Annotated in this window: 20 protein-coding genes; 7 read left to right on the forward strand and 13 right to left on the reverse strand. The window is 61.9% G+C overall.

All coding sequences use genetic code 11. From position 1 onward, the window contains the following. Positions 1–73: 73 nt before the first annotated feature. The 4 genes from I2I05_RS02880 to I2I05_RS02895 all read right to left on the reverse strand — a co-directional run bounded on the left by I2I05_RS02880 (position 74) and on the right by I2I05_RS02895 (position 6,993). Complete coding sequence (locus tag I2I05_RS02880) at positions 74–1,225, reverse strand: methionine aminotransferase (RefSeq protein ID WP_196280681.1); 1,152 nt, start codon at positions 1,223–1,225, stop codon at positions 74–76. Positions 1,226–1,321: 96 nt separating this feature from the next. Beyond that, positions 1,322–6,004 carry a PAS domain-containing sensor histidine kinase gene (locus tag I2I05_RS02885; protein ID WP_196280682.1) on the reverse strand — a complete coding sequence of 1,561 codons (4,683 nt, stop codon included), beginning with the start codon at positions 6,002–6,004 and terminating at the stop codon, positions 1,322–1,324. Positions 6,005–6,158: 154 nt separating this feature from the next. Then, the gene (gene msrA, locus I2I05_RS02890) at positions 6,159–6,833 is read right to left on the reverse strand and encodes a peptide-methionine (S)-S-oxide reductase MsrA (protein ID WP_196280683.1); all 675 of its coding nucleotides are present in this window, start codon (positions 6,831–6,833) and stop codon (positions 6,159–6,161) included. Beyond that, a complete protein-coding gene (locus tag I2I05_RS02895; protein ID WP_196280684.1) occupies positions 6,805–6,993 on the reverse strand; it encodes a hypothetical protein in 189 nt (62 codons plus the stop codon). The genes msrA and I2I05_RS02895 overlap by 29 nt, the downstream gene beginning before the upstream one ends. A 168-nt stretch (positions 6,994–7,161) precedes the next feature. On the opposite strand from I2I05_RS02895, the gene I2I05_RS02900 reads away from it, so the two are divergent. Both I2I05_RS02900 and I2I05_RS02905 read left to right on the forward strand, forming a co-directional pair. Next, positions 7,162–7,560 carry a hypothetical protein gene (locus tag I2I05_RS02900; RefSeq protein WP_196280685.1) on the forward strand — a complete coding sequence of 133 codons (399 nt, stop codon included), beginning with the start codon at positions 7,162–7,164 and terminating at the stop codon, positions 7,558–7,560. Positions 7,561–7,865: 305 nt separating this feature from the next. Continuing rightward, positions 7,866–10,361, forward strand: a complete 2,496-nt coding sequence (locus I2I05_RS02905; RefSeq protein WP_196280686.1) for a TonB-dependent receptor plug domain-containing protein — start codon at positions 7,866–7,868, stop codon at positions 10,359–10,361. Between the two features lie 117 nt (positions 10,362–10,478). On the opposite strand, the gene I2I05_RS02910 is transcribed toward I2I05_RS02905, so the two are convergent. Further along, positions 10,479–11,030, reverse strand: a complete 552-nt coding sequence (locus I2I05_RS02910; RefSeq protein WP_196280687.1) for a YceI family protein — start codon at positions 11,028–11,030, stop codon at positions 10,479–10,481. A gap of 218 nt (positions 11,031–11,248) precedes the next feature. On the opposite strand from I2I05_RS02910, the gene I2I05_RS02915 reads away from it, so the two are divergent. Beyond that, positions 11,249–14,143 (forward strand): TolB family protein, encoded by a 2,895-nt coding sequence (locus I2I05_RS02915; RefSeq protein ID WP_196280688.1) that lies wholly within the window; start codon positions 11,249–11,251, stop codon positions 14,141–14,143. A gap of 111 nt (positions 14,144–14,254) precedes the next feature. Continuing rightward, positions 14,255–14,851 (forward strand): DUF4136 domain-containing protein, encoded by a 597-nt coding sequence (locus I2I05_RS02920; protein WP_196280689.1) that lies wholly within the window; start codon positions 14,255–14,257, stop codon positions 14,849–14,851. 82 nt (positions 14,852–14,933) lie between these two features. On the opposite strand, the gene I2I05_RS02925 is transcribed toward I2I05_RS02920, so the two are convergent. From I2I05_RS02925 to I2I05_RS02935, 3 genes are all read right to left on the reverse strand, one after another. Beyond that, positions 14,934–15,329 (reverse strand): hypothetical protein, encoded by a 396-nt coding sequence (locus I2I05_RS02925; RefSeq protein WP_196280690.1) that lies wholly within the window; start codon positions 15,327–15,329, stop codon positions 14,934–14,936. A 249-nt stretch (positions 15,330–15,578) separates the two neighbouring features. Continuing rightward, complete coding sequence (locus I2I05_RS02930) at positions 15,579–16,910, reverse strand: NAD(P)/FAD-dependent oxidoreductase (protein ID WP_196280691.1); 1,332 nt, start codon at positions 16,908–16,910, stop codon at positions 15,579–15,581. A 76-nt stretch (positions 16,911–16,986) separates the two neighbouring features. Further along, a complete protein-coding gene (locus tag I2I05_RS02935) occupies positions 16,987–17,421 on the reverse strand; it encodes an META domain-containing protein (protein ID WP_196280692.1) in 435 nt (144 codons plus the stop codon). A 157-nt stretch (positions 17,422–17,578) separates the two neighbouring features. Between I2I05_RS02935 and I2I05_RS02940 the strand changes: the two genes are divergently transcribed. Then, positions 17,579–18,025, forward strand: a complete 447-nt coding sequence (locus I2I05_RS02940; RefSeq protein ID WP_196280693.1) for a DUF2141 domain-containing protein — start codon at positions 17,579–17,581, stop codon at positions 18,023–18,025. Positions 18,026–18,116: 91 nt separating this feature from the next. On the opposite strand, the gene I2I05_RS02945 is transcribed toward I2I05_RS02940, so the two are convergent. Both I2I05_RS02945 and I2I05_RS02950 read right to left on the reverse strand, forming a co-directional pair. Then, the gene (locus I2I05_RS02945) at positions 18,117–18,602 is read right to left on the reverse strand and encodes a YdeI/OmpD-associated family protein (RefSeq protein WP_196280694.1); all 486 of its coding nucleotides are present in this window, start codon (positions 18,600–18,602) and stop codon (positions 18,117–18,119) included. A gap of 33 nt (positions 18,603–18,635) precedes the next feature. Further along, positions 18,636–19,634 carry an aldo/keto reductase gene (locus tag I2I05_RS02950; protein WP_196280695.1) on the reverse strand — a complete coding sequence of 333 codons (999 nt, stop codon included), beginning with the start codon at positions 19,632–19,634 and terminating at the stop codon, positions 18,636–18,638. A 236-nt stretch (positions 19,635–19,870) separates the two neighbouring features. Here I2I05_RS02950 and I2I05_RS02955 point away from each other — a divergent pair, with 236 nt between their 5' ends. Then, positions 19,871–20,365, forward strand: a complete 495-nt coding sequence (locus tag I2I05_RS02955; protein WP_196280696.1) for a YciE/YciF ferroxidase family protein — start codon at positions 19,871–19,873, stop codon at positions 20,363–20,365. A 169-nt stretch (positions 20,366–20,534) separates the two neighbouring features. Continuing rightward, a complete protein-coding gene (locus tag I2I05_RS02960) occupies positions 20,535–21,239 on the forward strand; it encodes a DsbA family oxidoreductase (protein WP_196280697.1) in 705 nt (234 codons plus the stop codon). A gap of 160 nt (positions 21,240–21,399) precedes the next feature. Here the strand turns inward: I2I05_RS02960 and I2I05_RS02965 are convergent, their stop codons facing one another. The 3 genes from I2I05_RS02965 to mfd are packed head-to-tail and all read right to left on the reverse strand — an operon-like array spanning position 21,400 to position 25,998. Beyond that, complete coding sequence (locus I2I05_RS02965; protein WP_196280698.1) at positions 21,400–21,849, reverse strand: GNAT family N-acetyltransferase; 450 nt, start codon at positions 21,847–21,849, stop codon at positions 21,400–21,402. Positions 21,850–21,854: 5 nt separating this feature from the next. Continuing rightward, positions 21,855–22,544: a DUF6624 domain-containing protein gene (locus tag I2I05_RS02970; RefSeq protein WP_196280699.1), complete on the reverse strand. Its 690-nt coding sequence runs from the start codon at positions 22,542–22,544 to the stop codon at positions 21,855–21,857. A 40-nt stretch (positions 22,545–22,584) separates the two neighbouring features. Then, positions 22,585–25,998 (reverse strand): transcription-repair coupling factor, encoded by a 3,414-nt coding sequence (gene mfd / locus I2I05_RS02975; protein ID WP_196280700.1) that lies wholly within the window; start codon positions 25,996–25,998, stop codon positions 22,585–22,587. Between the last annotated feature and the right edge of the window lie 67 nt (positions 25,999–26,065).

The raw sequence follows: 26,065 nt of genomic DNA on the forward strand, positions 1-26,065 counted from the left end.
TGTAATAGGCCGTCATGTTGCGCGCAGTCGAAGCATGACGGCCTTTTCATTAGAGGTGGAAATGCATCCTTTTCTACCGCAGCCGTTCGGCCGCGGCGGCCAGCGTGGCGGCTTCTTTCGCGAAGCAAAACCGAATCAGCCCGTCGTCAAACCCGTCGTGGTAGAAGGCCGAAACGGGAACCACGGCCACGCCTTTTTCGCGGGCCAGGTAGTGGGCAAAAGCCACGTCGGTGGCTGGGGAGAAGGCATCGTAGCGCGCCAGCTGAAAATACCCGCCGGGCACGGGCAGCAATTCCCACCCGGCCCCAGCCAGCAGGGCGCGGAATTCGTCGCGCTTCTGTTGGTAAAAGCCAGCCAGGCCGCGGGCATGGGCGTCGGCAGTATCGGCAGCCAGCACATCGGCCAGGGCGTGTTGGGTGGGCGTGCTCACGGCAAACGTGACGAACTGGTGCACCCGGCGTACCTCCGCCGTGAGGGCAGGCGGGGCAATGCAGTAGCCCACTTTCCAGCCCGTGGCGTGGTAGGTTTTGCCAAAGGAAGAGAGCACGAAGCTGCGCTCGCGCAGCTCGGGGTGCTGGCGGGCGCTCATGCACGGGGTGTCGTCGAACACGAGGTGCTCGTACACTTCGTCGCTCAGCACCAGCGCGTCGGTGCCGGACAGCAGGCGGGCCAGCTGGTTCCAGTCGTCGGCCGTGAAAACGGCGCCGCTGGGGTTGTGGGGCGTGTTCACCATTACCAGGCGGGTGCGGGGCGATACCACCCGGCGCACGGCTTCCCAGTCGGGCCGGAAGTGCGGGGCGGGCAAGCGCACGTAACGCGGCACCCCGCCCTGCAGCCGGATGGCCGGTCCGTATAGGTCGTACGCGGGCTCAAACACCAGCACTTCATCGCCGGGCCGGACTACGGCGGCCAGTACAGCGTACAGCGCTTCGGTGGCGCCGGCCGTGACGGTGATTTCGGTGGCCGGGTCGGGGGCGGGGGCATCGGCGTGCAGGCGCGCTACCTGGGCGGCAATGGCTTCGCGCAGCCGCGGCAGGCCCGGCATGGGAGCGTACTGGTGGTGGCCCGGCGTGCGGGCGTGGCGGGCCAGGGCTTCGAGCAACTCCTGCGGCGGGTCGTAGTCGGGAAAGCCCTGGGCGAGGTTGATGGCGCCCGTTTCCTGGGCCAGCAGGGTCATTTGGGTGAAGATGCTGACACCAATGTCGGGAAGCTTGGACTGAAGCAAGGTGGTAAGGGTTGGGTAATGCGGAAGAAGGCAGACGAAGAAACAGACAACTCCCCGCCTTACCAAGGCAGGGAGTTGTCTGTTTCTTCCGAATGGCTACAAATAAATCTGAAACGTGGTGCCTTCGCCCACGGTGCTGCTGACTTCCAGCCGGCCGCCGTGGTTTTTCACGATGCGATTGACCAGGTACAGCCCCATGCCCGTCCCATCAACGTGGGTGTGAAACCGGCGGAATAGCTGAAACAACTGCGGGCCGAACCGCTCCATATCGATACCAATGCCGTTGTCCTGCACCGTGAGCACGGGGCCGCCCGTGGCCGCATTGGGCGTGCAGCTGATGCGGATGAGGGCCGGCCGGGCAGGGTCGGCGTATTTCAGCGAGTTGCTGATGAGGTTGAAGAGCAGGCTTTGCAGGTTGGGACGCACGAAGGTGACCACGGGGCAGGTGGCAAAGTCCAGCTCAAATCTGGCACCGGTCTGCGTCACCTGGTCTTGCAGGCTGGCCACGATTTCGGCTACCAACGGGTCCATTTCCACGCTTTCGGCGGGTACTTCTTGCTCTTGCCGCTGCCCGCGCACAATCGCACTAAGGGAATCGATGGTGCCAAAAATCTGCCCCAGCGCCCGCTCAAAATAAGTAATAAGCTTGATGGCGTCGGGGTCGCGGAAGTAGGCCGTGCGCGTCAGTTCTTCAAAAATGCCGGCCATGTTGTTGATGGGCTGCTTGAGGTCGTGCGAGGCGGTGTACACAAAGTTGTCCAAGTCCTCGTTGGTGCGCACCAAGCGGGCGTTTTGGGCCTCGAGCTGTTGTTGCACTTCCTTTACTTCGTGCACGTCGGTGTGGGCGCCCACCCACAAGGTGATTGCACCGGTGTTGTCCCGAATGGCTTCGGCCCGGACCAGAAACCACCGGTAGTTGCCGGCGTGGTCGCGCCACCGGTTTTCGTCCATGTAGGGTTCGCCGGTTGCCAGGCTGTGGCGCCAGTTGCGCACGGTGGTGCCCAGGTCGTCGGGATGCACAAAGTCCTCCCATCCCCAGTCCTGCAACTCGTCGGCGCCGGCGCCGGTGAAATCGTACCAGCGTTGGCTGAAGTACGTTGGGATGCCATCGGGTCGGGCGGTCCAGGTCATCTGGGGCAGGGTTTCGAGCAGCTGCTGGAAGCGGGCCTGGCTCGACAGCAGCTGCTCCTGCAGCACGCGCTGCTGGTGCACGTCGGTGTTGGTGCCGTACCATTTCAGCACCTGGCCGCCGGGGGCCCGGCGCGCCTGGGCCTGGCCCAGAAACCAGCGGTACTCGCCGTCGTAGCGGCGCAGGCGGAACTCGGCCTCGTAGTAGCGTTGGGTAGCAATGGCGTGGTCCCAGCGCGCCTGCATGGGGGCGTGGTCGTCGGGGTGCACGAAGTGGAGCCAGTGCGCGGCGCCGTTCTTCTCCATCGACTCGCCCACGTAGGCCGCGGTGCGGTGGTTGAAAAAGTCGACGGTGCCGTCGGGCTGGGCCGTCCACACCTGCTGCGGAATGCTCTCGGCCTGAATGCGCAGCTCTTCTTCGCTGGCCCCGAGGCGGTTTTGCAGCTGGCGCAGTTCCGTTACGTCGGTGTTGGTGCCAAACCAGCGCAGCACTTCCCCGGTGGCCTCGTCGCGAATGGGCCGGGCCCGGCTTAAAAACCAGCGGTACTGCCCGTCGTGGCGCCGTAGCGGGAACGTGTCTTCCCACGGCTCGCCGCTGGCAATGCTGGCCAGGAAGCGTTCCGAGATGCCTTTCGCCAACGCCGGGTCGTACGCCTGTTTCCAGCCCCCGCTCTGCACTTCCTCCACGGAAGTGCCCGTGTAGTCGTACCACTGCTGGTTGTACCAAAAAATATTGCCTGTGGGGTCGGCAATCCAGGCCAGTTGGGAAATGTTGTTGGCCAGGGCCGCAAAATCGGCCCGGCTGCGGGCCAGCTCTTCGGTGCGCTCGTGCAGCTCCTCAATGTCGAGCGTGGTACCAAACCAGCGCACTACTTCGCCCGTGGCCGGGTCAAGCTCCGGAGTCGAGCGCGACAAGTGGCGGCGGTACTGCCCGTCGTGGCGGCGCAAGCGAAATTCGTCTTGCCAGGTTTGCCGGGCGTTGAGTTGCTGCGCAAACGACTGGCTCAAGGCCGGCAGGTCGTCCGGGTGAATGGCCGCCGCCCAGCTCCTGACGGGGTCAAACGCAACCGGCGCCTGCCCGGTATACGCAAACCATTGGGGAGAAACGTACTCCGGGCTGCCATCGGCGGCGGACTGGTACGAGATGAGGGGCAGGCTTTCGGTCAGCAGGCGCAAGCGCTGGTCGGCGGCCTGGGCTTCGGCCTGCGCGGCTTCGGCCCGCTGGCGAATGTGCACCCGCTCGGTTACATCGAGGGCAAAGCTCAGAATGCCAGTCACCTGGTCCCGCTCGTCGCGCAGCGGAATGTAGGTGTGGTCCACGTACAGCATCTGCGGATTGGATGCCGTTGAGCTGCCCAACTGAATGCGTACTTCCTGCCCGATGTAGGTTTCTCCGGTTTGGTACACCTTGTCCAGCAATTCGACAAACCCCTGTTTCACTACCTCCGGCAATACTTCGGCCACCGGATGGCCCAACTGAATGCGCCGCCCGGCCATTTCCTGATACCGCAAGTTGAAGAACGAGTAGCGGTGGTCGGGGCCTTGCAGCGTGGCCACCAGGGCCGGCGCCTGGTCCAAAATCAAGCTGAGCTGGCGGTCCTTGGCTTCCAGTTGGCGCTGGGTTTGGCGTAGCTCGTGCACGTCCAGCATGTAGCCGTAGCGCTGGCGGAGCTGGCCGTCAATATTCAATTCGGGTACGGCCTCGGTCAGGAACCAGCGGTACTGGCCGTTGGCCCCGCGCAGGCGCACCTCTACCCGGCCCAGCTGGGCGTAGTTGATGCTTTGCTGAATGAGCCGCTCGGCCTTTGCCCGGTCGTCGGGGTGCAGGCGGTCGGCCCATTCGGCATCCACTTCGGCCCAGGCGCCGCCGGGTTGCTGGCCCGTGAAGGTGTACCACTGCGGGCTCATGTAGGTGGTGCGGCCTACGTTATCGGTGGTGAAGGTGATGATGGGCAGCACTTCGGCTTGGCGGCGCAGGCGCTGGTCGGCGGCCCGCACTTCGCCCTGCAGCACTTCGGTTTCCCGGCGGGCCAGCACTTGCTGCGTCACATCGACCCCAAACGCCATGATGCCGGTGGCCTTGCCCTGCTCGTCGCGCAGCAGCTGGTAGGTGAAGTCGAGGTACAGCAGCCGGCGCTCGTCGCCCGTCCCGGACAGTACCTCAAGGGGCATGGCCCGGCCCTCAAAGGTTTTGTTTGATTGGTACACACTGTCGAGCAGCATCACAAAGCCCTGCTCCGCTATTTCGGGCAGGCACTGGCCCGCGGGCTGGCCCAGGCGGGGCCGGTGCAGCATTAGCTCGTCGTAGGCGGCGTTGGTGAAGGTGAAGCGGTGGTCGGGGCCGGCCACGGTGGCAATCAGGGCCGGTGCCTGGCCCAGAATCTGGCTGAGCTGCTGGTCTTTGGCCTCCAGGCGGGCCTGGGTTTCGCGCAACTCGTGGATGTCGAGGTCGGAGCCGAACCACTGCCGCGAGCGGCCGGCGGCCTGGGCGTCTTCCAGCGGTTCGGGCATTCCTTGGCTCAGAAACCAGCGGTACTCGTCGTCGTGGCGGCGCAGGCGCAGTTCGTAGCGCCAGGGCGTGCCGTTGGCCAGGGCCGTGGCGTAGTGCTGCTTCGCCAGCGCCTGGTCGTCGGGGTGCACCCGCGCCTCCCATATCTGGTCCAGGTCATCGGCCGGACTGCTGCCGGTGTAGGCGTACCACTGGGGACTCAGGTACAGCACAGCCCCTTCCTGGTTGCTGATGAAGGTGATGGAAGGCAGGTTTTCGGTGACGCGGTGCAGGCGCTGGTCGGCGGCCTGGGCTTTGGCGGCCAGCGCTTCGTTGCGCAGACGGGCCTGCACCTGCTCGGTCACGTCGAGGCCGTAGGCGAGCACGCCCGTGCCCTGTTCGCCATAGAGGGGCAAATACCCGAAGTTGTTGAACCGCTCCTGTAGCTCGCCCGTGGTGGGGTCCACCAGTTCGGTGCGTTCCTCGTAGCCAAAAACGGGCTGGCCGCTGTCGCGCACTTTCTGCAGCAGCTGCACGTAGCCCTGCGCGCTGACTTCCGGCAGGCTTTCGGCCACAGGCCGCCCTACCGCCGCGCGGGTGCCCATGGCTTCGCGGGCCCGGGCCGATAGGAAGGTAAACTGCAGGTCGTCGCCTTCCATGGTGGTGACGGTGAGCGGCAATTGGTCTAGAATGCGCTGGGTGCGCTGTTGTTGGGCCACCAGCAGCTGCTCGTTGCGTTGGTGGTCGTTCACGTTCAGCAGGCGCAGCAGCAGGAAGCGCGGCGGGCCGGCCTCTGGCCCCGGGGGGGGCACCGGTTGCAAGGTGGTTTCCCAGTAGTTAGGGGCGGCTGCTGTGGCCGCGGTGCCGGGCCGGGCGGCCGAATTCCAGTCGGGCTTGAGCACCCGGGTGGCGCCCGCCCGGGCTTCGTGCAGTGCGCCGTCCCACGCTTGCGGAGCCGCCAACTGCTGGCCCGCCGCGGCCAGGGCACTGTGCAGGGCTGCAGCCGGTTGGCCAATGATGGGCTGCCCGTCTGGGCGCAGCAGCGCCGCCATTGCGGTATTTAGTGCCAGCACGGTGCCATCGGGGGCCAGCGCGGCAAAAGGCGCGGGCAGCGCGGCAAACAACAGCTCAAAATCCAGAGCAGGAACGGCAGGTGGGAGCATATAGGACGAGGACAGCGAAACGCGGCCGGTGGCAAACGGCTTGCTTTATTCAAAGATAGGCGGCGAGCACGGCGCTTGCGTGATTCGCCAAAAAAGCCCCGGCCAAGGTGGTCGGGGCTGCTTTGCCAATGCCGGCATTGCGGTATTGGGGGCCTTAAAGCGGCGACTTCAAATCTTTGGCAAACGCTTTTTGCACGTGTTCTACTTTGCGCGCCGATACGTTGCTGATGTAAGGGTTTTCGGGGTGCAGGCGGTAGTAGCCCTGGTGGTAGTCCTCGGCGGGCCAGAACTTTTTGAACGGAACCACTTCGGTCACGATTTTGCCGCCGTACACCTTCGAGGCGTTGACGCGGGCGATGGTGGCCTCCAGCACCTTCTTTTCCTGCGGCGTGCGGTAAAAAGCCGCCGAGCGGTACTCAGGGCCGATGTCGTTGCCTTGGCCGTTGCGTTGGGTGGGGTCGTGCGAGGCGGTGAAGAAAATATCGGCCAGCTTCTGGTAGCTGATGACTTTGGGGTCGTAGTAAATCTGCACCGTTTCGGTGTGGCCAGTGGTTTTGTCGGCCACTTCCTCATAGGTAGGGTTGGCCTTGGTGCCGCCAGCGTAGCCGCTTACCACTTGCTTCACGCCTTTGAGCTGCTCAAAGGCTTCTTCTTGCGCCCAGAAGCAGCCGCCCGCAAAGGTGGCCATGGCCAAGCCGTTTAGGTTGGCGGGGGCGAAGCCGGCCGTGGAGCGCGGTGGGTTCTGCGCATCGGCGGACTGCTGGGTACCGCAGGCAAAGAGGAAAGCCAGGAAGCTCAGGCTAGCCAGGGATTTCAATCGGTTTTTCATGGAAAAGAGAAGACAGAAATGGTGCCGGAACCAGTGAATCTGGAAAGGAAGCGCCCGAATCCAATAAAGTTTTTTTGGCGGCGAAATCCGCGCCGGCCGCGCCGGCACTGCGCACGGTGAAACAAGCCGAAAAAGCGCGGCAAAGTTCAGCTTCGGCCAAGGCAAATGTTGTTGGAAGGCGCGCGTTGGAGCGGTGATACGTATTTATAAATTCCGAATAAATGCCCTTTAAGCATCTTTGAAACCACTATTTTTTTAAATTAGCGTCGGTATTGTATCCCGTGCTACGTATTTGCCGTAGCATGGCGCACTGCTCCAACCTGTTGCTATGTACTTGCAAACTTTACTCGACAACCCCCACGTTACTATTTCCTACGACCACCTGAACGAATGGATTTATGCTGACTGGCACGGGAATCAGGATTTGGCAAGCGTGCAGCACGGCTGCCGGGAAATGCTTCGGTTTATGGTGGAGTGCCGCAGCAGCAAAGTGCTGAACGACAACACCCGGGTGACCAGCATGTGGAGCGAGGCCGCCGAATGGGGCGGCACCGAGTGGTTTCCGGCCATGACGGACGCCGGCCTGAAGTTTTTCGCCTGGATATACTCGCCCAACGTCTACAGCCGGCTCTCAACCGACCTCACCCTGCAATTCACCCCCGATGCCCCGGTGGTGGGCACGTTCGACGACATTGCAACGGCCCAGGCGTGGCTCAAGCAACTGTAAAGAATGCCCCACCGGGCGAATTTATTCGCGGTAGATTTTGCTGAACCAAACGCCTGTCCGACCAAGGCAGCCGCCGCGCTCTTCCGCATCATAGCGGAAGAGCGCGGCACCGCTACGCTTAAAGACCAGCGCATACTGCACCAGGACTTGGGTGGGAACGAACGCCACACGCAAGGGGGAGGCTTCTCAGATGCGCCTGACCGAACTGGTTGAGCACGGCTATATTTGGCTGCCCAGTACTAACCGGGCCACCCCAATTCGCCAGATGGGTGCGTTGCTGCTCTGAGTCCTCTACCCAATACGTCATGCTGCTTTCCACCCGTTTGCGTTCGCGCCGGCTTTTGTCTCTATTAGCCATGGTGGCGCTACTGGCAGGCGCTGCTGCGTTCCGCCTGCCGCCCGACGATGAGGTGGTGCGGCGAATTGTGGAGGGCGTTCAGCGGTATTACGGCGCGGCCTTGCCCGAGAAAGCCTACCTGCACCTCGACAAGGCTTGGTATACCGCTGGCGAGACCATTTGGCTAAAAGCCTACGTGGTAGACGCCCGCCTGCACCGGCCCGATACGTTGAGCAAGGTGCTGCACGTGGACCTGCTAAATGCCAACAACCAAGTAGTGGCCCGCCGCAACCTGCTACTGGCAGGAGGCCTGGCGCCCGGCGATATAGCCCTGCCCGACACCCTTACCCCCGGCAACTACACCCTCCGCGCCTACACCGGCTGGATGCGAAATGCCGGCCCCGATTTCTTCTTTTCCCGTCGTTTGGCCGTGTGGCCAGCCGCTCCGGTTGATGCCCCGGATTCGAATCCGGTGGCCGTTCGGGCGCGGGCGGCGGCCGCTTTTCGCGCCGCTGCTGCCGTGGCAGCCCCGCCCGACGTCCAGTTTTTTCCCGAAGGCGGCAACCTAATTGCAGGCCTGGAAAATACAGTGGCCTTCAAAGCCACCAACCACGACGCCCACGGCCTCGATATGCAGGGCCAGGTGTTTGATGCGGAAAACCGCGCGGTGGCCTCTTTTCGCAGCAGCCACCTGGGCATGGGCACCTTCACGTTTACACCGGTAGCGGGCCAGCGCTACCACGCCGTGGTGGCTCCGGCCGCCGCACCCACTACGGTGCCCTTGCCGGCAGTGCAGGCAACGGGCTACATCCTGCACGTGGTGACGCTGCCCAACGATTTTCTGGTAGCTATTCAGAAGCAAGGCGGCAGTGGCGGGCCGGTGCTGCTGGTGGGGCAGGTGCGGGGCACCGTGGCTTACGTGGCCCGCAGCCAGATGTCGGGCGCTGAGGCGTTTACGATGCACATTCCCAAGAGCAAATTTCCGGGTGGTATTGTGCATTTCACCTTGTTCGACGGCCAGGGCACACCGCTGGCCGAGCGGCTGGCCTTTGCTCAAAATCAGTCGGCCCTGCGCGTGACGCTTACCCCGGACCAAGCCAGTTACCATTCCCGCCAGCCCGTACGGGTGCGGGTGGCCGTGGCCGATGCCAAGGGGCAGCCCATAGCGGCTAACCTTTCGCTGGCAATTACCGACAGCGAAGGCGCCGGCTCCAGCGCCGAAAACATCGCCTCGCACCTGCTGCTCACTTCCGACTTGGCCGGCTACGTGGAAACCCCCAGCTATTATTTTCAGAACCCTACCCCCGAAACGGCGCAGCACCTCGATGCGCTGCTGCTCACGCAGGGCTGGCGGCGGTTTGTGTGGAAGGCCGTGCTGGCCGGGCAAGCGCCCGTGCGCGACTACGGCGTCGAACGCTCGTTGGGGATTTTGGGGCAGGTCACGCAGCCCAACGGCAAGCCCGTGCCCAATAGCAAGCTCACGTTCCTGCAGTCCTCGCCCATCAAGCAGGTGCTCTCGACGGTGGCAAACAGCGAAGGCCACTTCCTGTTCACCGGCTTCGGCGGCTGCGATACCACCCGGGTAACCTTGCAAGCCCGTGCGAAAGACGCCCGTGCCGTGGTGCTGCGCCTCGACGCGGGCCCGCCCGTGGCCACTCGCCCGCTGCCTCCGCTGCCCCTGCAGGCCCCGGTAGCTTTGAAAGAGGCCCTAAGCCGGAGCCAGCAGCAGCGCGCCGCCGAGCGCCAGTTCCGCCTCGACACAACCAAGTTCATCCTGCTCGACGGCGTCAACGTGCGAGGTGCCAAAGCCCAGCCCGTTGACTCGCGCCACTTGCACTCGCCCAACGATGCTGCGGTGATTAACATGGCGGATTTGCCCAAGTCCAATCTCACGGTGCTCGACTACCTGCGCGGGCGCATAGCGGGGGTAAGCGTGTCCGGCGATGTTCGCAACCCGAGTGTGGTCATTCGGGGGGGCAGCACCATCAACGGCAATGCCAGCCCTCTTTACCTTCTCGATGGATTGCCCGTTGATTTTCAAGACATAGTTGCTTTCCAGGCATCTGAAGTAGAAAGTATAGAGGTGCTGAAAGGGCCCGGGGCCGCCGTCTACGGCAGCCGCGCTGCGAATGGCGTAATCGCCGTGTACACCCGCCGCGGCAGTCCGGCTTATAAACCGTCCAGCGAGTCGGCGCCGGGAGTGATTGTGCTGAACTTGCCGGGCTACCACTGCGGCCGCGAGTTTTACGTGCCCCGCTACGATGCCCCGCAAACCAACCGAGACTTTCCCGATACCCGCCGCGCCACGCTCTACTGGAACCCCACGGTGCGCACCGACGCGTCGGGAAAAGCCGAAGTAACATTCTTTACCTCCGATGCCAAAGGCACCTTCCAACTCAGCGCCGAGGGTTTGTCCGGAGAAGGGCAAGCGGCCTTGGGCAACGGGAGCTTGCAAGTGAAATAGGCTCGGGCAAAAGAGCCGATTGCCGTTCCCATAATATCAGAAATACGCAAAAGGCGGCTGCTTCATTCGAAGCAGCCGCCTTTTGCGTGGCTCGTATGTGGTGCCAAGTCGGCAGGATTACGCCTGTTTCACGAACTGCACGTTGATGAACAGCTTCACGTCGTCGCCCAGCACGATGGAACCGGCTTCGGTGACGGCACCCCAGGTGAGGCCGAACTCTTTGCGGTTGATTTTGCCGGTTACTTCGAAGCCGGCCTTGTGGTTGCCATAGAAATCGACGGCCGAACCGCCGAACTCTGCCTCCAAGGTCACGGGCTTGGTCACGTCTTTCATCGTGAGGTTGCCGGTCAGCTTGTAGGTGTCGCCGCTCTCTTTCACGAAGGAAGTCGAGACGAATTTGATGTGGGGGAACTGGGCCGCGTCGAAGAATTCTTCGCTTTTCAGGTGCGCGTCGCGTTGCTCCTGGTTGGTGTCCACGCTGTCAACGTCGAGGGAAAACTCAACCTGCGCGTTTTCAAAATTTTCGCCGTCGGACTGCATCGAGCCCTGGAATTTTTTGAACGCGCCCGTTACCGTAGAGATAACCAAGTGCTTGATTTTGAACTGTACTTCGGAGTGCGTGGGGTCAAGTACCCAAGACGTAGTGGCGGCGGTGGCGGTTTCAGACATGGTGTTGGAGTAATGAAGTGAAGTAAGGACACAAAGGTAATAGATGTCGGTACATAAAATGTTGCTACATCAATTATTTTTTCAAAAGTTTTCGGCCGTCTGCTTTCCGGGCCAGGCTGCCGGCAATCGTCGGCAGCCCTGGCCGTAGCCACTTCAAGGCTGCCGTGTCGTTCTTAGCGTTCCGTTTAGCGGGTAGCCTTTTACTTCAGGTGGATTTCATGCGTCGTTTGTTGCTATGCGGGCTGCTGGGCCTGCCGGGGCTGGGCCGGGTTCAAGCCCAGAGCCTGCCTGTTTTGTCTCAAAACCCGCCGTCGCTGCGCTGGCAGGAGGTGCGCACCCCGCATTTTCGGGTGATTTACAACGGCCCCCTGGACTCGGCCGCCCAGCGCACGGCGGCGCGGCTGGAGCAGCTGCACGGCCCCAGCGTGGCCACGCTGGGCGTGGTGCCGCGCCCCATCGGGGTGGTGATGCAGAACCAAACCACGGTTAGTAATGGGTTCGTGACGTTTTTGCCCCGGCACGCCGAGTTTTTTACCACGCCGCAGCAAGGCCTGGGCCTGGGCACCGTGGACTGGCTCGATGGCTTGGCCGTGCACGAGTTCCGGCACGTGGGCCAGTTCGACAAAGCCCGGCAGGGCATTGGCCGGCTGCTGAACCCGCTGCTGGGTGACGGCGCCCTGGGCATTGCGGCCGTGGGCGTGCCGCAGTGGTTTTTTGAAGGCGATGCCGTGGGCACCGAAACCGCTCTCACGCGCAGCGGCCGGGGCCGCATTCCCAACTTCAACGCCGGGCTGCGGGCCAACCTGCTGGCCGGCCGCCGCTACAGCTACCAGAAGGCCGTGAACGGCTCCCTGCGCGACCAAGTGCCCGACTGGTACGTGCTGGGCTATTTCATGACGTCGTACCTGAAAACCCACCACGGCGCCGATGCGTGGGCCAAAGCGCTCGACAAGTACTACCGGTTTCCGTTTTATCCCTTCTCGTTCTCAAACGGCATTCGCCGCAGCGCCGGCCTTACCGTGGAGCAGCTCTACGACCGGACCATGACGGAAATCGACTCGACCTGGCGGGTGCAGCAAGCGGCCGCGCCGGCCATCACGCCAGTGCGGGAGCTGGCGGCGTCGGCCTCCGAAAAAGTTTTTACCCAGTACGAATACCCGCAATACGTGACCGATAGCACGGTGCTGGCTCTGAAAACCGGGCTCGACAATATTGCGCAATTCGTGCTGCTGAGCCGGCGCGGTGCCGAGCGCAAAGTGTTCGTGCCCGGCCAGCTGAACATGCCCGAAATGCTGTCGGTGAACGGCGGCAAGGCCGTGTGGCCGGAGTTCCAGCAGGACGCCCGCTGGGGCCAGCGCATAGCATCCGAGCTGAAGGTGCTGAACCTAGCCACGGGCCAGCTCACCCGCATTGGCAAAGGCGCGCGCTACAGCGCGGCGGCTCTGTCGCCCGACGGCCGGCGCCTAGTGGCCGTGCGCACCGATGCCGGCTACCGCCACGCGCTGGTGCTGGTGGATGCCCAAACCGGCGCCGAACTGCAAACCCTGCCCAACCCGCACAACGATTTCTACCAGCAGCCGCGCTGGCACCCCGACGGCCGCCGCCTCGTGGCCGTGACGCTGAGCGCCGCCGGCAAAACCATTGTGGTGATGGACCCTACCGGGCAGGGCCCAGCCACGGGCACTGCGCAGCCGCTGCTGCCCGTGGCCAACGTGAACTTGGCCAATCCCCAACCCTGGGGAGATTTCGTGCTCTACAACTCCTCGCAATCGGGCATTGACAACCTGTATGCCGTAAGTGCCCGCACCGGCCAGACCTACCGGGTCACGTCGCGGCCGGTGGGCGCTTACCACGCGGCCGTGTCGCCGGATGGCCGCTCGCTGGCTTTCCACGATTTCCGGGCCACCGGCGCGCGGGTGGTCGAAATACCACTCGACACCACCGCTTGGGTGCGGATTCCGGTGGCCACTGCCGACCTGCCCGGGCCTTACGCCGAGGCGCTTTCGGCTCGGGAGCCGGCCGGGCAGTTGGTATCGCGACCGGTGCCAAGGGCCGATTCTGGGGCGTCGGGCTACGGCGTGCGGCGGTATTCGCCCCTGCGGCACGCCTTCAATGTGTTCAGCTACGGCGTGGTGCAAAGCCCCACGGGCAATGCCGTGAGCCTGGGCCTGCGCTCGCAGGACTTGCTCAATACCACCCAGCTTTTTGCCGGGGTGGGCTACGACCAGGTGGAGCGCACGGCCAGCGTGATTGGCGCACTCAGCTACCAGGCGCTCTACCCGGTGCTGGACGTGGACATGACCCACGGCGGGCGCGATGTGGCCATTATTTTCCAGGGCCAGACATTGCGCGACCAGTGGCGCTACACACGCTTGTCGGCCGGGCTGCGGCTGCCGCTCAACCTCACCCGTTCCAAGTATTTGCAGGGGCTGACTATCGGGACTTATTACCTGCACGAGGAAGTGTATGACTATGATTTGCCGGTGCGCCTTAGCCGTGCTGAAACCGGCCCCAATCGGCCGCTGAACGCCGTGCAAACCACCGTCAGCTACGCTTCGCAGCTAAAGCGCAGCGCCCGCGACGTAGCTCCGCGCTGGGGCAGCAGTTTCCTGGGTACGTGGCGCACCACGCCGTTTGGGCAAGGGCTGGATGCCCGGCAGCTGGCGGGGCAGGGCAGCGTGTTTCTGCCGGGGCTGGGCCGGCACCATGCCATTCGGCTGCGGGGAGGCTACCAGTGGCAGGACCGGGCGCAGTACCAGTTTGCTCCGGCCGTTTCGTTTCCGCGCGGCCAGGGCTACACCAGCTTCGACCACCTGCGCGTGGCCAGCTTCGACTACAGCCTGCCGCTGGCCTTCACGCACTGGGAAGTGGGCCGCTGGCTGTATGTGCAGCGCCTGCGGGCCGCTGTGTTTGGCGATGTAGGGCGCGGTGTCAACCGCCTCAACACGGGTGAGCGCATTTATCGCAACTACCGTAACGTGGGCTTCGATGCGCTGGTACAATTCAATGTGCTGCGCCTGCGCACGCCCTTCGAGGCCGGGGTGCGGGTGGTGTACAACCCGGTGGTGGGGCAGTGGGTGGTGGAACCGCTGGCGTTTGATATTCGGCTGTGAGAAAGGTTGCTAGGGCGTTAATTGCTAGAATCACATCCCAAGCTGGGCGATAACCTTTGAGTGGTTGTTTGGGTAAATCCGAACACTCCTCTCTCCTTATTCAGGTGCGCCATGAACCGGATGTTGCTTTGGTGCGTGCTGCTGCTGGTGTGGCTCGGCGCGTGTGCTCCCACGGTGGCCGTAGAGCAGCGGCCCGGCACCGATTTTAGTCAGTACCGCACCTTTGCCTGGGCCGAAACGGAGGTAAAAACTGAGAATCCAAACCCGCTGTTGGCCAGCCCCCTGGCGCAGACCACCATTCGGGAGGCTATTGAGCGGGAAATGCTCTTGCGGGGCTTGCAAAGAGCCGAAAGCAACCCCGATTTCTTCCTCACCACGCACTTCTACGTGGAAGAAGCCGAGCGCACGGTGGCCAACCCGCCCGGCCCGCCCATGCTCGTCACCTACCCTTACTTGGTGCGCTACCGCGGCCTACTGCTGCCCGTGAACTACAGCTACTGGTACCGGCCCCTGGACACCGGCTACCGCACCGAGCGCTACCGCGAAGGCACACTGGTAATTGACATCATCGACGCCAAAACCAACAACTTGGTGTGGCGCGGTTCCGTGGCCAACCCCATTAACAACCCCGCTCGCCTGGGCCGCCAGTTTGCCAAAGCTGCCCGCGACATTCTGGAGAAGTTTCCCAAAGCGAAGCCTGCCTCCTGACCTAACGCGGGATGTATACACCCGACAACGCCCGGCCACTAGTGGCCGGGCGCTGGGTTTTGCAGGTGAAAAGGAGAATGCTTTAGAGCGCGCCGTTGGTTGGGCAGCTGGTGGCCGACAGGTTGCTCAGCAGCAGGTGCGGCACGAGGAGCGGTACCGTGTTGGCAGTGCAGACACGGTTGGCAGACTGCTGGTTGGGGTCGTTGCGGTAGGTGAAATACACGCGCTGGCCTACTTGGTTGAAGCTGGCCAAATCAGCAAAGTTGACGGCGGCGATGACGTTGGGGTGGTTGCCCACGGGCTTGCCAATCGGGAAAGTCGCGTCCACGTCAATCAAAACCCCGTCGAGGCAGGCATCGCCCACTACGGTGCCGGAAACGCATTGGGCCTGGGGCTGCGGCTCCCGGCACTTTTCGTGGTTGCAGCTCACCACCGTGAGCGAGAACAACGCCAGGCTGAGCGTAGAGAGAAGACGCATAATGGGGCGGGTTGGGGTACGGCAATCGGTTTCAAAGCCCATGACCGGCGGCGGCGGCACAAGGTTGCACGAGTTGCGCGAGCGGCGGAATTTTGCTACAACGAACGGGGCTGATGAGGCAAACCCACTGCCATGCAGAGCGGCGCGAAGCATCTCGCGTGTGGTAGCAACTCAATCGTTGCTGATTAGTGGCGGTAAGCGAGATGCTTCGCGCCGCTCTGCATGACTATTGGAGTGTTTTCAACCCCCTCACACTATCGCCTTGCCCTCCACGTCCACTTCCACCACCGGGGCCTTGGTTTTGCCGATGATGTAGCGCAGGCCCTTGTCGTAGCTGAGGTAGCTCCAGGTCCAGTGCAGCAGCACCATCAGGCGGTTGCGGAAGCCGATGAGGGAGGCCACGTGCACCACGCCCCAGGCCAACCAAGCCAGAAAGCCCTGCAGGTGGTACTCGCGGCCGAAGAGCTTAACGTCGGCCACGGCGTGGTTGCGGCCAATGGTGGCCATGGCGCCCTTGTCCTGGTAATGGAACGGCTGGAGCGGCTGGCCCGCCAGCAGGCGGGCAATGTTTTCGCCCAGCAGGCGGCCTTGCTGCAGGGCGGGCTGCGCCACCATGGGGTGGCCGTCGGGGTGCGCGGCGGTGCGCATGGCGGCAATGTCGCCGATGGCAAAGACGTGCTCGTAGCCCAGCACGCGGCTGCATTCGTCCACGGCGTAGCGGTTGCCGGGCAGCAGGCAGTCGGAGCGCAGGCCGGCAATGGGCGCCCCCGTGACGCCGGCCGCCCAAATCAGGGTGCGGGTGATGAGCTGCTGGCCGGTGCTCAAGGTCACGGTGTAGCCGTCGTAGGATTTCACGCGGGCATCGAGCCACACCTGCACCCCAAACTTCTTCAGCGCTGCCAGGGCCTGCTGCGAGGCGTTGGCCGACATGCCCTTGAGCAGCGCCGGCCCGCTTTGCACCAAGTGAATGTCCATTTGCTTGAAGTCCAGCTCGCGGTAGTCCTTGGGAAATACGTGGGTGCGCAGCTCGCTCAGGGCCCCAGCAATTTCGACGCCGGTAGGGCCACCGCCCACAATCACGAAGTCGAGCAGGCTGTTGATTTGCTCGATATCGCCGAGCTGCAGGGCCTGCTCGAAGTTCGAGAGCACGGTGTTGCGCAGCTCGATGGCGTCGTCGATGCTTTTGATGGCAATGGCATTTTGGGCCATTTGCTCGTCGCCGAAGTAGTTGGTGGTGGCGCCGGTGGCCAGCACCAGGTAGTCGTAGCGCACGCGCCCGATGCTGGTTTCTACTACCTGGGCCACAGCGTCCACGGCCTGCACTTCGGCCAGGCGGAAGTAGAAGTTGTGCTGCTCGCTCAGGATTTTGCGAAACGGCGACACGATTTGGCCTTCGTCAATCCCGGCCGAGGCCACTTGGTAGAGCAGCGGCTGAAAGGTGTGGTAGTTCTGCTTGTCGATGAGTACCACCTGCACCGGGGCCTCGGCCAGGGCCTTGGCCAGCTCCAAGCCACCAAAGCCGCCGCCCACTATTACCACGCGCGGCTTGCCGAGGTCATCAATTTTGGTTAAGCCTTCCATGCAGTAAATCTCGAGGCCGGCCAGTGGCCGGCAATGGTGCTGCTTACCGTGTTTGGCGGCAGCGGGTTGCCGCCGGCTACTGCGGGGCCTGCTTAAATAGCAGCCGGGGCTGGGCCGCACTCGCATCATAAAGCCGCAGCTCCTGGCCCACGATTTCAAAACGGGCCGTAAGGGGCAGAATAGTGAGGTATTTGTCCTCAATGTTCTGGCCGCCGCAGGTGGCTTTGGTAGCCGCCTGCGCGCTGATGCTGAGCTGCTGCCCACTCCCGCCCAGGCTGTACTGGCCGCTAAAGCTGTTGCACGGCCCGAGCCCCACCGTGCGCTTGCCATCCGCCGCGAATTTGAGGTAGGACTGCGTGGTTGGGCTGTAGCTGGAGAGCGTAAGCGGAAAATCGTCAATTTGAACCAGCATCCAGCGCTTATCGGTGAGCACCGAGGTGGAGTCTTTCGCGCAGCCGCAAAGGGCCAGTGCGGTCAGGCAGGCCAGTGAATAGAGGGGCCGGGTTTGCATGGGATTTCGGGCTGCGGGATGAGCTGCAATAATAGCGAAAAATTGAAGCCAGTGCGTGGGCTCTTGCTTCGTTGAGGATGCTGAAACCAGCTGTTTTCGAACTCTTTCCGTAGAGCCGGGTGTTGGGTCGCTACTTCCACGTTTTCATTTTCCGCTTATGAATCTGCTGTCTTCCGTCTCCCTGTTGGTGGGTACTTGCCTGTTGGGGGCCGCCGCCCCGGCGCCCCGGGCTGCCGAAAATCAGTCCATTACGGTGGTGGTGTCGGCGCTGGTGTCTACCACTTCTACCGTCAAGCTGTACTTCTATAACACCCGCGAAGGATTTCTGAAGAGCGGCAAATGGGCGTTTTCCAAAGCCGTGAAGCCAGAAGGCAAGCGGGAATTTACGCTGCCCGTGGAGTTGCCCAAAGGCGAGTGGGCCGTGGCCATCACCCAGGACCTCAACAACAACGATAAAGTCGACAAGAACTTCATCGGGATTCCCACCGAGCCTTATGCCTTCTCGAACAACATCCGGCCCACCGTGGCCGCGCCCGGGTTCGACGAATGCAAGTTCACGGTGGATGGCCCGGGCAAAGTTGTCAGCATCGTGCTGAAGGATTAGCACAGTGGCCAAATCCGAATAAATCCAAAACAGAACGTCCTGCTGAGTGAAGCCTCAGCAGGACGTTCTGTTTTAAGCAGACTGACTATTGTCAGTCGCCTCGAAACGGATGGAGCCCGCGGCCCAGACGCTCCACCAACTGCACGGCGCGGCGCACGCGGGTTTCGCGCTGCTTGGCCTCGTCTACCAGGCGGGCCATGGCGCGGCGGTGCGCCCCGCTGTAGGAGAGAAACGCGGTTTCGGCTTCGGGCCAGGCGCCCAGGGCTTCAGCCAACTCCGCGGGCAGGTCTACGTGGTCGGGGTTGGGGTCGGGCGCGATTTCGATGGTTGCCTCATCGCCCAGCGCGAGGCCCACGGTGCGGCACACGTCCTTGTTCAGCATGAGGTAGCGGCCGCCGCCTTCCAGCGGCAGCAGCCCCAGCCGCAGCGCGTGGCCGCGAATGGTGCACACCACGCGTTTGGCCGCTTTGCCGCCCAGCGCTTCAAGCACCTCCGCCGGTACCACAATGGTTTGGGTGGGCATGAAGCTGGGGCCGCCGGGTTCCAGCAAGGCGTGAAAGGTGATGGGGGTAGGCATGGCCCAAAAGTAGGGACGCGCCGCGGCGCGCTCCTACGCCGTGGTGGCTTGCAGGGCTGCCAGCTGCTTGTTGATAAAGTCCAGCTCTTCAAACGTGAGCTTGAAATCCATAGCCCGGGCGTTTTGCACGGCTTGCTCGGGGTTGCGGGCGCCCACCAGCGCCACCGTAATGCCGGGCTGCGCCAGCGTCCAGCGCAGCACCAGCTGGCCGAGGGTGGCGTTTTTGGTTTCGGCCAAGGGGCGGATTTTGTTGAGCATGGCATTCACGCGGGTCACGCTTTCGGGCGTGAACAGGCGATGGCCGGTGCGCAAGTCGCCCGCGCCGAACTCCTGCCCGGGCTTGATTTTACCGGTCAGTAAGCCCAGCTGTAGTGGGCTGTATACTAAAATGGCCTTGTGGTGCTCGATGCAGTACGGCACCACATCGGCCTCAATGTCGCGCCGTACCATGCTGTAGGGCACTTGGTTCGAAACCAGGTTCAGCGTTTTTTCGGCTTCCTGCATTTGGGCCACCGAGTAGTTGCTCACGCCGGCGGCGCGCACTTTGCCCTGCTCGATGAGGCGCGCCACGGCCTCCATCGTTTCATCAATCGGGGTGGTGGTATCGGGCCAGTGCTGCTGGTAGAGGTCGATGTAATCGGTGCCGAGGCGGCGCAGGCTGTCCTCGCATTCCTTGATGATGCTGGCGCGGCCGGCGTACTTGTACACGTCGAGGCCGTGGCCGTTGTTGTCCTTGGTTTTCATGGCAAAATCGCCCTGGGCCAGGTCCCAGCGCATGCCGAATTTGGTGAGGATTTGGACCTTGTCGCGGGGTAGGCTTTTGATGGCTTCGCCCACGATTTGCTCGCTCAGGCCCATGCCATACACGGGCGCCGTGTCGATGCTGGTCACGCCCAGGTCGTAGCTGGCGTGGATGGCGCCCACGGCGTCGTTTTGCTCGGTGCCGCCCCACATCCAGCCGCCGGCCGCCCAGCTGCCAAAGGTGATGCGCGAAACGGTGACTCCGGAGGTGCCTAATGCTTGGTATTCCATAAAGAGAAGTGATGCAAGGGAAAAATGGGCCGCTCGGGTAGGGGAGAAGGCCGGGCAGCTAACTCCGGTTGGGAGCGCAATGTTGCGGCAAGCCGCCGCCTAGCGCCGGCTATGGGCGGCCAAGCCGAACCGAGGAAAGGAAAAAAAACTGATTGCCAACGCGTAAGAAAAGCCGTTTCAACTTCCCGGGCGTTTTGGCGTACTCAAAAAGGTATTCCACTAACGCACAAATTATTATGGCCGATAAAATCATAAATCTGCGCGACCTGCTTGTGCACGAAGTGCAGGCCCTATACAGCGCCGAAAAGCTCATTGTCACTGGCTTGCCGCGCCTGATTGACCACGCCACCAACCCCGACCTGAAGGAAGCTTTCCAAACGCACCTCTTCGAAACCAGACACCAGATTGAGCGCCTGGAAAAAGTAGCCGACCTACTCGAAATCGACGCCCGGGGCGACCGCAACAGCGGCATCGCCGGCATTTTGGCCGATGGCGAACGCGTGATGCACAAAGAAGCCAGTCCCGAAGCCATGGACGCCGCCCTCATTTGCTGCGCGCAAAAGGTGGAGCACTACGAAATTGCCTGCTACGGCACGGCGGTGTACCTGGCGCAGGAACTGGGGTTCGAGCACGCCGCCGTGCTGCTCAGCAGCAGTTTGGACGAAGAGAAAATTGCGAACGAAATTCTCAACAGCTTGGCCAAAAACTTGGTGAATCCCTTGGCGGAGTGAGGCTGGCGTAAGGCCCGGCGGGATTCTCTGGCGCCGTAGGCGGCGGGCGGAGCGTAAGTGCTCAGGCCGAAAGGCTGGTGCGCCGCCGCTGGTGCTGCTTATGGCCGCCGCAAACTTTTTAGGGAGTCAAAATTGTTGTACCTACATCAATTAATTTGGCTCCCTTATTATGAAAGTTGAAATCTGGTCCGACATCGTTTGCCCTTTCTGTTACATTGGCAAGCGCCGCTTTGAGCACGCCCTCGAGAAATTCCCGCACGCCGACCAAGTGGAAGTGGTGTGGCGCAGCTTCGAGCTAACCCCGGACTTCCGGCCCATCCCCGGCGAAAGCATCCACGAGTCGCTGGCCAAGAAGAAAGGCGTTTCGGCTGCCGAAGGCCGCAAAATGAACGATTACATGGCCACCATGGCCAAGGAAGTAGGCTTGGACTACGACTTCGAACACGCCGTGCCGACCAACACCTTCCTGGGGCACCAACTCATTCATTTAGCAGCCAAGCACGGGAAGCAGGCCGAAGCCAAAGAGCGGCTGATGGCCGCGTACTACTTGCAGGGCGAAAACCTGAACGAAATCGACACGCTGGCCAAACTGGCCACTGAAATTGGCCTCGATGCCGAAGAAGCGGGCACCGCTCTCGCCAATGGCACCTACGCCGAAGCCGTGCGCTACGACGAGTACCAGGCCCAGCAAATCAACGTGCGCGGCGTGCCCTTCTTCGTCTTTGAAGACAAGTACGCGGTGTCCGGTGCCCAGCCCACCGAGCTTTTTGCCGAAGTGCTGGACAAGGTGTGGGACGAATCCCAACCCGCTAAACCCGCGCCGGTGATGCTGGCTGATGGCCCCGCCTGCGGGCCCGATGGCTGCGAAGTGTAAGCCAAAGCTGGTTTCCAGCAATACAAAAAGACCGTCATGCTGAGCGCAGCCGAAGCATCTCGCGTGCAGTCACTAATCCTTACGATTGGTTTACTACCACACGCGAGATGCTTCGGCTGCGCTCAGCATGACGTTTTTGATTTCGCCGCTACTCCCGCCTCTATTCCCGCCGCATGGGAATGTGCGGGATGCCATCCTCCAAGTACCCTTCGCCGCATTGTGCAAAGCCAAAGCCTTGATAAAACTGCGCCAGGTATTGCTGCGCGCCAATTTTGATGGGTTGGGCGCCGTACAGCACCTCGCAGTAGGTGATGGCCTGGCGCATTAGTTCCTGGCCCAAGCCGAAACGCCGGTATGCGGGCGCCACAATGACGCGGCCAATGGCCACCTCTTCGTAGCTGATGCCGGCATCGAAGAGGCGCGCGTAGGCGGCCAGCTCACCGCCTTCGGCGTAGCCCAGTAGGTGATAGGCTTTGTCGTCTTGCCGGTCTAGGTCCTGAAAGGGGCAGTTTTGCTCCACGATGAAGACTTCCACGCGCAGGCGCAGCAACTCGTAGAGCTCGGTCAGGGTCAGTTCGTCGTAGGGTTTGGCGGTCCAGTCGAGGGTCATACAGATTAGTTTTTGGGCATGCGTGCCACTTCTTCCAGCGTCACCACGCGGTAGGGGATGCCCAAAGAAGCGGCAACTTGCTCCACGGTGGTCGGGAAACCGGCCTTCTTCCGGAGTTCATTCACCTTGGCGGCATCTTTAATGGGCCAGATAAACGGGGGCTGGCCTTCGCGCTTGCCCGTAGCGGGGTTGGTGATGCTGTAGCCCATGGCCTGGGTCCCGTAAATCTGGGCCTTGCCTTCGCGCATGAGCTGGCGGTCCAGCATCTGCCCGTACAAGTAAAACGGCAGTTCTCCGCGATTGGCGGCCGTTTTGATGAGCGGCAGATAGGTCTTGATGTCCTGCGAATGCTGCAGTACGTACCAAGCGGCCTCGTTGGTAGGGGTTCCCACCAGCGACTTGCCCGGGTAGCCGTACTGCTTCAGAATGGCCCGCACCCGCACTTGATTAGACGAGTCGGTTTGCAGCATCCGGCGGGAAATGTAGCTGCCCAATTCCTCTTTCCTCACCCCGAGCGCAGCAGCCAGCGAATCTGGTTGGCGGTTAGTTCGCGGGTCAAACAGCATGCTCCGCCACTTCTGGTCGACGGCATGAATGCTATCCAGTTCCCGCTTCAAAGCTGGGTTAAAACGAATTTGTCCCACGGCCGCAAAGGCTGCGGACAGGAGCAGCAATACCATTATTATACCTTTCATACGCGGCAAAAAAATCAATAAAATAGCTTAGCACTTCAGCTTATGCCGCCACGGTTTCCTCACTGCCCAGCTCACTGAGCACGCGCTTGGCCTGCTGAATGGAGCGCACTTCCTCAAACGTCACGATGAGCTGCTCCTTTTTCTCTTTCAGGTTGGCCGTGCGCGGGTGCGTCTGCACATAGTTGAGAATGGTGCCGAACTGCTCGCCCTGGAAATAGGCTTTGTGGTCGTCGTCGGCGGGCAAGAAGCCTTTCAGCGTGTCGCGCTTGAGCGTGATTTTGGTGAAGCCCACGTGGCAGGCCTGCCAGCGCAGCCGCACGATGTCGGCCAGCTGCTCCACTTCGGGAGGCAGCGGCCCAAAACGGTCCACCATGCTGGTGAGCAGCTTCTTCAAATCTTCTGGCTTCTGGGCGCGGTCGAGCTTGGCGTAGAGCTGCAGGCGCTCCGAGACGTTGCTCACGTACTTCTCGGGAATCAGGACTTGCTGGTCGGTTTCCACGTTGCATTCCTGAATGCGGCCCGCGCCGGCCGCCTGCTGCAGCCGCTGGTTGGAGTCACCCAGGAACAGGTCGCGGAACTCGGTTTCCTTGAGCTCCTGCACCGCCTCGTCCAGAATCTGGTGATAGGTCTCGTAGCCCAAGTCGTTGATGAAGCCCGACTGCTCGCCGCCCAGCAGGTTGCCGGCGCCGCGAATATCCAGGTCGCGCATGGCCACGTTGAAGCCCGCGCCCAAGTCCGAAAACTCTTCCAGCGTGCTCAGGCGCTTGCGGGCGTCGGCCGGCAGGTTGGCCACCGGTGGCGTGAGCAGGTAGCAGTATGCCTTGCGGTTGGAGCGGCCCACGCGGCCCCGCATCTGGTGCAAATCCGAAAGGCCAGCCAAGTGGGCGCGGTTGATGATGATGGTGTTGGCGTTAGGAATATCCAAGCCGCTTTCGATGATGTTGGTGCTCACCAGCACGTCGTATTCGCCCTCCACGAACTTCATCATGCGCTTTTCCAGCATCTCACCGTCCATCTGCCCGTGGGCGTAGGTGATTTTGGCGTCGGGCACGAGGCGCAGAATTGTGTTGGCCATTTCCTCAATGTCCTTCACGCGGTTGTGCACGAAAAATACCTGCCCGCCGCGCTTCAGCTCCCGCGAAACGGCATCGCGAATCAGGATTTCGTCGAACACGTGCAGCTCGGTGCTCACCGGCTGCCGGTTGGGCGGCGGCGTAGCAATCACGCTCAAGTCGCGGGCGCCCATCAGCGAGAAGTGCAAGGTGCGCGGAATCGGCGTGGCCGACAGCGTAAGCGTGTCCACGTTCACCTTCAGTTCCTTGAGCTTGTCCTTGGTTTTCACGCCAAATTTCTGCTCTTCGTCAATGATGAGCAAACCCAAATCCTTGAACTTGATGTCCTTGTTGGTGAGCCGGTGCGTACCAATCAGAATGTCAGTTTTGCCCTCCGCCACGCGCCCCAACGTCTCCTTAATCTGCTTGGTGGACTTGAACCGGTTGATGTATTCCACCGTCACGGGCAGCGTGGCCAGCCGGTCGCGGAAGGTCTTGTAATGCTGCATGGCCAGAATGGTCGTCGGCACCAGCACGGCTGCCTGCTTGCCATCGGCCACCGCCTTGAAGGCCGCCCGGATGGCAATTTCCGTTTTGCCAAAACCCACGTCGCCGCAGATGAGCCGGTCCATCGGGTGGGGCTGCTGCATGTCCTGCTTCACGTCTTCGGTGGCCTTGGCCTGGTCGGGCGTGTCCTCGTAAATGAAGCTCGATTCCAACTCGGCCTGCATAAAGCCATCCGGTGAAAACGCGAAGCCCGGTGCGGTTTTTCGCTTGGCATACAGTCGAATCAGGTCGGCCGCAATGTCCTTCACCTTCTTCTTGACCGACCGTTTCTTGTTTTCCCACTCCGGCGAGCCCAGCTTGCTCATGGTCGGTGGCGAGCCCTCGGCGCCGCTGTACTTTGCAATCTTGTGCAGCGAGTGAATGCTCACCGTCAGCAAATCGTCGTCGCGATAAACGAGGCGAATAGCCTCCTGTATCTGCCCGTTGATTTCGACCTGCGTCAGGCCCGCAAAGCGCGCAATGCCGTAGTCCTGGTGCGTCACGTAGTCGCCGGGCTGCAGCGTCTTCAGCTCGCGCAGCGTGAGGGCCTTTTTCTTCGAGAATTTCTTGGTTTCCTGGGCCCGGTAGTAGCGCTCAAACAGCTGGTGGTCGGTGTACACGGCCAGTTCCAATTGCTCGTCGATAAACCCTTCGCGCAAAGCCAGCAGCAAGTGCTGAAACTTCACGTTGTTGTCCAGTTCGTCAAAAATCGTTCGCAGCCGGTCGGCCTGGCGCACCGTATCGGCGGTAATAATGGTGGTGAAATTCCGAAGCTGATTCTCTTTCAGATTCTTTACCATCCGCTCAAACTCCTTGTTGAAGCTGGGCTGCGGCTTGGCTGAAAATTGAAACGTCTCGGCATTCTTGAAGTGAAAGCGCTTGCCGAATTCCACCACCGCGAATTCATCAAGCAGCTTCTTAAAGTTCTTGCCCGATTCAAATAAATCGGCCGGCTTGCTCACGATTTGCATGCCGCCGGCCTCGCTCAGCATCTGCTGGAAGTTGGCCTCGGCTTTCTCGAACAGCTCTGTCACCACGTCCAGCGTCTGGCGCACGTCTTTGGCCCAAATGCAGGCCGTGCGCGGCAGGAAATCGAAGAACGCCTCGCGCGTTTCCGTCAGCATCTTGGTCTGCACGTTCGGGATGATGCTGATGCTGGGCCGCGGCTCCACCGAAAGCTGCGTCTCGGGATTGAACGTGCGGATGCTCTCGATTTCATCGCCGAATAGCTCCAGTCGGAACGGCAACTCGTTGGCGTAGCTGAACACGTCCACGATGCCGCCACGCACGGCGTATTGGCCCGCTTCGTACACAAAATCCGTCTTCTCGAAGTCGTATTCGCCCAGCAGCTCGCCTAGGAAATTCACGTCCAGCTTGTCGCCCACCTTGGCGTTGAAAGTATTCTTTACCAAGCTCTGCCGGTTGATAACCTTCTCCGTCAGTGCCTCTGGATAAGTCACGATGAACACGCTGTTGCCCGTGGTGGCCGCGCGCGTGGTATTCAGGCGGTTCAGCGCCTCGGCGCGCATCAGCACGTTGGCGTTTTCGGTCTCGTCGAACTGGTACGGGCGCTTGTAAGAGCTGGGAAACAGCAGCGCCTCGGGTCCCTCGGGCAGCAAATGCTGCAGGTCAGACAGGAAATAAGCCGCTTCGTCCTTATCGTGCAGAATGAATACGTGCGGGTGCTGGGCATGCGCCACGGCGGCCGCTACCACGGCATCCTGGCTGCCCACCAGGCCGCGCAGGTGCAGGCGCACGCTGCTGGGGTCGGGCTTGGCGGCCGCGCGCAGGCGCGCCGCCAAGGTTTGCAGCTCCGGAGAAAGACGATAGAGGCGAAGAAAATCAGCTACTTGCACAGAGAAACGGCTTGCGAACAATAAATACAGTAGCCCGGCCGGAGGAAATCCGGTCGGGCAGCGGCTT

Source organism: Hymenobacter jeongseonensis, from assembly GCF_015694725.1.
GTDB lineage: Bacteria > Bacteroidota > Bacteroidia > Cytophagales > Hymenobacteraceae > Hymenobacter > Hymenobacter jeongseonensis.